This window comes from Flavobacterium bomense, assembly GCF_003970355.1.
Genome location: NZ_RYDJ01000029.1, coordinates 1 through 5,706, shown reverse-complemented (window position 1 = coordinate 5,706; position 5,706 = coordinate 1). Strand labels below are relative to the sequence as shown.

Below are 5,706 nucleotides of genomic sequence, written 5' to 3'. Positions count from 1 at the left end.
AACAAGGCAACAAGATCCATTAGCCTATATAAAAATGCTACAACGAGCACAAGATTTTAGTGCAACATTAAAAGCAGTTACTATGGAAGATTTAGAATTGCAATTAGACTCAAGTAACGCTTTCAAAGAACACGACGAAGCCAAATTAAAGATTATCGTATAAAAAGACACGTAATCAAGCGGTCTCTCTTTGGTCGTTCTCTTTGTTCCGTTCGGCAGCTCCAGTCGGTCAACCTTACCTTTTCATCAGAACACATTTGGTAAATAAGCAATTCATTATTTCAATTTGATAATAAGGTTTCCCTCCATTCCACAGACACTTCACAGCACAAAAAAATAAGGCAGCCAAAAAATAGGCAACCTTACTTTTTCCGCTGTTCGTTCCTCATCTCCACACGTTCTCTTCCTGCGTTCGGCAGGGCTATTACATCCACAATACCGCTTCATTCCGTTACACTCCGCAGGCTACGTTCCACTGCATTCCAGCAGTATCATGTCTGTCGCCCTTTATTTTTTCAGCGGTTGCTCCTTCGCACAGCCATCGGGGTTGGCGCCGTTCCGTAAAAACGTCACTTTGCCCTAAATCAAGGAACGCCTTTGGCTGTCTTATATTTTTCCCTCGCCGTTTCACGCTGCTATTCCTTCTCTCTACTCCGCAAGCTACGTTCCGTTCTCGGTCTAGCGTGGCTGTTCGATTGCCGCAACCCCGCCACTGCGCTCCTCGATAAATAATGATTTCCGCTATCGCTACAATCATCATTTTCTGCGGTGCTTGGGGGTGTTTGATTGCCTTGCGAGAGAAACGAAGCAATCACAACAACGTCCCCAGAAAAACCTCAACAAGACGATAGTGCAATTTCTTGAAAAGAAAAAGAAAAAAATCCAGCAAACATAGCATCCATTCCTCACTTTCAGTCGGTCGTTCCTCCCTCCATTTTCGTTCGTCATTTCTGCTGTTTTAGTGGCTTTCTTTTTTTCTCTTTTTTCTTTTCAAAAAATTAAGGTCGAATTTTTAAAACCAACACGCCATGCCGAATTTCATTATTAAAACACACCAAAAAAATACAGTTTATAAAGGAAACCAAATCTTTATTCTCAACAAAGGGATGAATAGTGGTAAGCCTCAAAAAGAACCATTCCCCAATAGTTTTGTAATACTATTTCAAAATGAAGGAGATACCGAAACAGTATACTGGTTGGCTTACAGTTTATGGAAAGCAAGATTCTGGCACCAATCTCTGGTTGGGTCCGCAATTCCTTTTTTACGAATCGACGATTTTAAAAAAGATTTTAACTCAAAAGTAGATGAAATGCTACAGGAACACGACCTGCACCAGAAACAAGTCCAAGCGCTGAGATTGCTGGAACAGAAAGAAGATCAATTACATAAAAACATCAACCTTATCAACGAAATGCGTAGAGCCATTTTAAACCGCTACTGCAGAAAATAATAATTATTTTAACCTAATTCTCCTAAATTGTGAAACTGTTCATTTTATACCAAACCGATTTTTGGAAAAGCAAAACATCAAGAGTCTTTTTCGGAATATTTGACAGCCGATCAAAAGCAATGGACTGCGCAAAATACAACGGATTGTTCTGCTCCAATGCCAAAGTGGTCATCGAAGAAGTGACCTTGAATATTTTCGAGGAAATATAAAAACAAAAAAGCCAAGTCTCTCACGACTTGGCTTTCTTAGGTAGTCCGGAAAAGGTTACCAATCGTAACCAGACTATTTCTTTTTAAATTTTGTCAATCCTTTTAAAAGGAGCGAAACTGTAAAACTTACTATTGCTCCTACGACCGCTAAGATAATCGTTTTTATAATATCTTCAGAAAGGATATTAGGCACAATACTCAGCAAAGTTCCTGATGCAGTTCCAATTTGCAAGGTGTTATTTGATTCCATCTCGCGGTAAATATTGATTGTCTTTTTTCAACCGATTGGTGATGGCCTGCTCTCGGTTGGCCTCATCATCTACCGTAATTTGGCTGATTATTGAAATGACTCCTCCTGCGAGGGCTGCATATCCGGCAATACTGACAACGGCTACAGGTAAAACTACCGGAGCTGCAATGATACTGCCACTGATAGCCAATAGAGCCATTCCAATACTTCTCAAAATCCGGAAAAACTTAGGGGTAGGTGCTTTTGCACGTTCAACTATATTCATACTATAATTTATTAGATTGGATTCTTATTTTCACTTCTTCATTATCGGTCAAAGCTCCATAAACTAAAGCTTTTAACTTTCCAAACGCTTTTCGGGAAGAACTTCCTCTCCCTATTCCGGTGTGCAGTGTTACAGTTGCGATACAGCCCAACAACTCTTTCTTGGCATCATTGGCAGGATGAATTAATATAAAATCTCGTCCTGGAACATTTTGTAAATGTATATGCCATTTGAATTTTGGGCTAAACCGCTTCTGCAAAACATATTTACCTTCGGGAATACAAGAAATTCGCCTTTGATTTTCCAACCATGGCAACTCGATGGTATAACAAACTAAAGTGCCGTTCCATTCCAAAACTCCTTGTGTTCCCTCGGGAAAATAGGTCCTATTCAAGACCAAAACCATCTTACAGACCGCTTACCTGAACCAATGCCAATGGATTGTATGATCCGTTTTTCAAAGGATACATTCTTCCATTTACTTCTTGATAAAATTCAATTCCCAAAGCCAAAAACAATGGTTTTGTGCTACCTGGAGTAACTGAATTGGTATGATTGATATCGACGGTTTGATTCGAATCCCACGCTAGAATATCCGTTTCCGATGTGGCAACCACAAAGGTTTCGGCTTCAAAATCTATTTCCGCACCTGCAGATATGATTTTGAAATGCGTGGTTCCGCTTGCAGCCGCGATCATGTTTGCAGGAACAAATGGAACCAAATCAACCATGATATCTCCTGAAGCACGGTCAATTGTACCCACAAAAGGAGCAAATAAAGAAGTGCCCAGTTTGCCCCTAATGTTGAATTCGAATCCAGCAAGCAATTCTGCCTCACCATCAATCACATTGCGCAAGCCGCGTTCACTTACCATATCTGCCTGAATGACTTTAATCATAGATTGAGTCAATCGACTTACCATTCTACTATCAGCAGAATTAATGAGCAAAGTTCGCATTGCCGTTCTCAAAACTTTCCCTGCCTTTCCTGCTCTTCCAAATTCGGCTCCATTCTCGCGGGTTCTTTGAAATGCCGGATCGCTCGCAATTCTGCTCGCATCGACACCCCCTTTTTCTCTGGCTAAGTGGCCGTCTTTGGTTTTGTAGAAGGTAATATCTCCGATCGTACCTTTTAATTTAATTATGCCTTTCTGTCTTGCCATAATTCCTAAAATTTTAAATTAATAAATATTTCTAATTCCCTCAATCATCATCCTGTTGCAACACTTTTCGATTGATTATAAAACAAATTTTAGTCAATTAAATCACATAAAAAAGACTTCCCTATCCCATATGTCACTTTGTGACACAAATGGCATAAAATGACCTAAATACCCATTTACAACCAACATTGACGGGAGTAGATTTCCGCTTCTGAACCAAAGGAATAATTTACTATTTTTATGGAGTGCCAGAACTTGAACCACAGAGGTTCCAGATTAGGCAAAGCCCAATCAAAGTCATAGATAGAGTATGAGAGCCAAAAACAATAGATTATGTATCTACCCTAAGGATATACAACGCATAACCGGAAAGAGTTATCGCCAAAGTATTAGACTACTTCAAAAAATAAGAAAGGAGCTCAACAAGCTCCAAAATGAGTTTGTATCTGTCGAGGAGTTTTGCCAATATACCAGCTTAAAAATTGAACAAGTTGAACCTTTGATAATTGGGTAGAAATTATACTTTAGGCAACTAAATTTTGAACCAATGCCTGTTCAAAAAAAAACGGTTAACCAGTTCAAAATATGATAATTAATCATTAATTCCAGCAAAAAAACACTTATCTTTGATAATTGAAATTTAGAACAATTTGCTAACATATTGAGAGGTGTCAGTTGAGGAGTCATTTAAAATAAAAGCTTTGCGAAGCCTTATTTTACGGCACTTTAGAAAAACAAACAAATCCCTCTTTCTCCGCCAGTAGAAAAACAAATGGTATCAAAACCCCGTAAATCTTATGATTTACGGGGTTTTTGCTTTTACGACATATTCAAATTATTCATCTAATCTCATCTTTTAAGAGGCAAAATCGAGACCCTACAATAATTCAAAAATCAGGGTCTCGCTAAATCAACTTGAAAATTTCAAACAACCTGTTCAATGGCTAGTTTATCACTAGTCCACTATTTAAACATCTTGTTTGATATCCTTTAGAAATCTAAATTGAATACTAATTAAAAGGTTACCACTATGAAAACTAAAATCACATTACACTTCTATGCGAAGAGCACAAAAGCTAATGTTGCAGGTCAACTTCCTATCTATGTAAGATTAACTGTAGATGGAAATCGAATGGAGTTCAGTACCAAAAAATTTATAGATTCTACTAAATGGTCACCTGAGCTGTCAAAAATGAAAGGCAATACCGAGAATGCTCGTTCATTAAATGAATACCTTGATTTACTGAAATCAAAAATATTCGACATCCAAATGGAATTAATACACAGCAACGAACTCCTCACAATTGAAGTTTTTAAAAATAGACTTCTCGGCATTAAAGAACAGCAACATATGCTCGTCCCTATATTCGAAGAACACAACCGGAAAGTAGAAGAGCTTTTGGGACTTGAATACGCACCAGGAACACTAGAGCGATATAAAACCTCACTCAAGCACACCAAAGACTTCTTGCAGTGGAAATATAACATTTCCGATATCGAAATCAATAAAATAGACCATTCTTTCATAACAGAGTATGAATTCTATTTGAGAAGTGTTCGTAAATGCGCCAACAACACGGCAGTTAAATACATTAAGAACTTCAAGAAAATAATCAAAATCTGTATTTCAAATGGATGGATAGATAAGGATCCATTTGCAAACTATAAATCAAAAATTCGTGAAGTCGAAAGAGATTACCTAACGCAAGAAGAAGTTCAGGACATCTATTCTAAAGTATTTGCAACCGAAAGATTAAACCAGGTAAAAGATATTTTCGTTTTCAGCTGCTTTACTGGCTTGGCTTATATAGATGTCAAAAACTTAACGGTATCAAACATCAGTATGGGTATCGATGGCGGGAAATGGATATTCACCCATCGACAAAAAACAGAGACAGCTTCTCGCATTCCCCTCCTCCCGATTCCGGAAGAATTAATCCTGAAATATGCCAATCACCCACAATGCATAAATGAAGATAAACTATTACCGGTTTTAAGCAACCAAAAAATGAATAGCTACTTGAAGGAAATAGCGGACGTTTGCGGCATTAAAAAAGATTTAACCTTCCACATTGCTCGACATACTTTTGCAACGACTGTAACCCTTACAAATGGCGTTCCCATAGAAAGTGTGAGTAAAATGCTTGGTCATAAAAACATAAGAACGACGCAACACTACGCTAAAATATTAGATAAAAAAGTGAGTGAAGATATGATGATTTTAAGGAACAAAATGTTAAACTGCAACAATTATAAAATTATCAATAAGACCAATTAGAAGCTCTATTATTTCACTAGTGTCCACTTAAAATAAGTTAAAAACCAGCTGGTTAGTATTATGTTCATTGACATTATTGTAATCTGATTT

Annotated in this window: 8 protein-coding genes; 3 read left to right on the top strand and 5 right to left on the bottom strand. The window is 37.6% G+C overall.

Annotated features, from left to right (window positions below):
* Window positions 1–451: 451 nt before the first annotated feature.
* A complete protein-coding gene (locus tag EKL98_RS15145) occupies window positions 452–631 on the bottom strand; it encodes a hypothetical protein (RefSeq protein ID WP_126563057.1) in 180 nt (59 codons plus the stop codon).
* A 397-nt stretch (window positions 632–1,028) separates the two neighbouring features.
* Between EKL98_RS15145 and EKL98_RS15140 the strand changes: the two genes are divergently transcribed.
* Entirely contained in the window at window positions 1,029–1,451 is a 423-nt protein-coding gene (locus EKL98_RS15140) for a DUF6943 family protein (RefSeq protein WP_126563056.1), read from the top strand.
* A 29-nt stretch (window positions 1,452–1,480) separates the two neighbouring features.
* Window positions 1,481–1,660 (top strand): hypothetical protein, encoded by a 180-nt coding sequence (locus EKL98_RS15135; RefSeq protein ID WP_126563055.1) that lies wholly within the window; start codon window positions 1,481–1,483, stop codon window positions 1,658–1,660.
* A gap of 73 nt (window positions 1,661–1,733) precedes the next feature.
* On the opposite strand, the gene EKL98_RS17905 is transcribed toward EKL98_RS15135, so the two are convergent.
* From EKL98_RS17905 to EKL98_RS15120, 4 genes are read right to left on the bottom strand one after another with little or no spacing between them, the layout of a single operon-like run.
* Window positions 1,734–1,910 (bottom strand): hypothetical protein, encoded by a 177-nt coding sequence (locus EKL98_RS17905; RefSeq protein WP_199740715.1) that lies wholly within the window; start codon window positions 1,908–1,910, stop codon window positions 1,734–1,736.
* Complete coding sequence (locus EKL98_RS15130) at window positions 1,897–2,175, bottom strand: hypothetical protein (RefSeq protein WP_126563054.1); 279 nt, start codon at window positions 2,173–2,175, stop codon at window positions 1,897–1,899. Before EKL98_RS15130 ends, EKL98_RS17905 begins: the two co-directional genes overlap by 14 nt.
* 1 nt (window position 2,176) lies before the next feature.
* A complete protein-coding gene (locus EKL98_RS15125; protein WP_126563053.1) occupies window positions 2,177–2,581 on the bottom strand; it encodes a DUF5675 family protein in 405 nt (134 codons plus the stop codon).
* 1 nt (window position 2,582) lies between these two features.
* Window positions 2,583–3,338: a hypothetical protein gene (locus EKL98_RS15120; RefSeq protein WP_126563052.1), complete on the bottom strand. Its 756-nt coding sequence runs from the start codon at window positions 3,336–3,338 to the stop codon at window positions 2,583–2,585.
* Between the two features lie 1,030 nt (window positions 3,339–4,368).
* On the opposite strand from EKL98_RS15120, the gene EKL98_RS15110 reads away from it, so the two are divergent.
* Entirely contained in the window at window positions 4,369–5,616 is a 1,248-nt protein-coding gene (locus EKL98_RS15110) for a site-specific integrase (RefSeq protein WP_126563050.1), read from the top strand.
* Window positions 5,617–5,706: the final 90 nt, after the last annotated feature.

What these genes read in the sequence shown, in the direction of transcription:
- EKL98_RS15140 (WP_126563056.1), top strand. Translation starts at nt 1,029, where the DNA reads ATGCCGAATTTCATTATTAAAACACACCAAAAAAATACAGTTTATAAA.
- EKL98_RS17905 (WP_199740715.1), bottom strand. Translation starts at nt 1,910, where the DNA reads ATGGAATCAAATAACACCTTGCAAATTGGAACTGCATCAGGAACTTTG.
- EKL98_RS15130 (WP_126563054.1), bottom strand. Translation starts at nt 2,175, where the DNA reads ATGAATATAGTTGAACGTGCAAAAGCACCTACCCCTAAGTTTTTCCGG.
- EKL98_RS15125 (WP_126563053.1), bottom strand. Translation starts at nt 2,581, where the DNA reads ATGGTTTTGGTCTTGAATAGGACCTATTTTCCCGAGGGAACACAAGGA.
- EKL98_RS15120 (WP_126563052.1), bottom strand. Translation starts at nt 3,338, where the DNA reads ATGGCAAGACAGAAAGGCATAATTAAATTAAAAGGTACGATCGGAGAT.
- EKL98_RS15110 (WP_126563050.1), top strand. Translation starts at nt 4,369, where the DNA reads ATGAAAACTAAAATCACATTACACTTCTATGCGAAGAGCACAAAAGCT.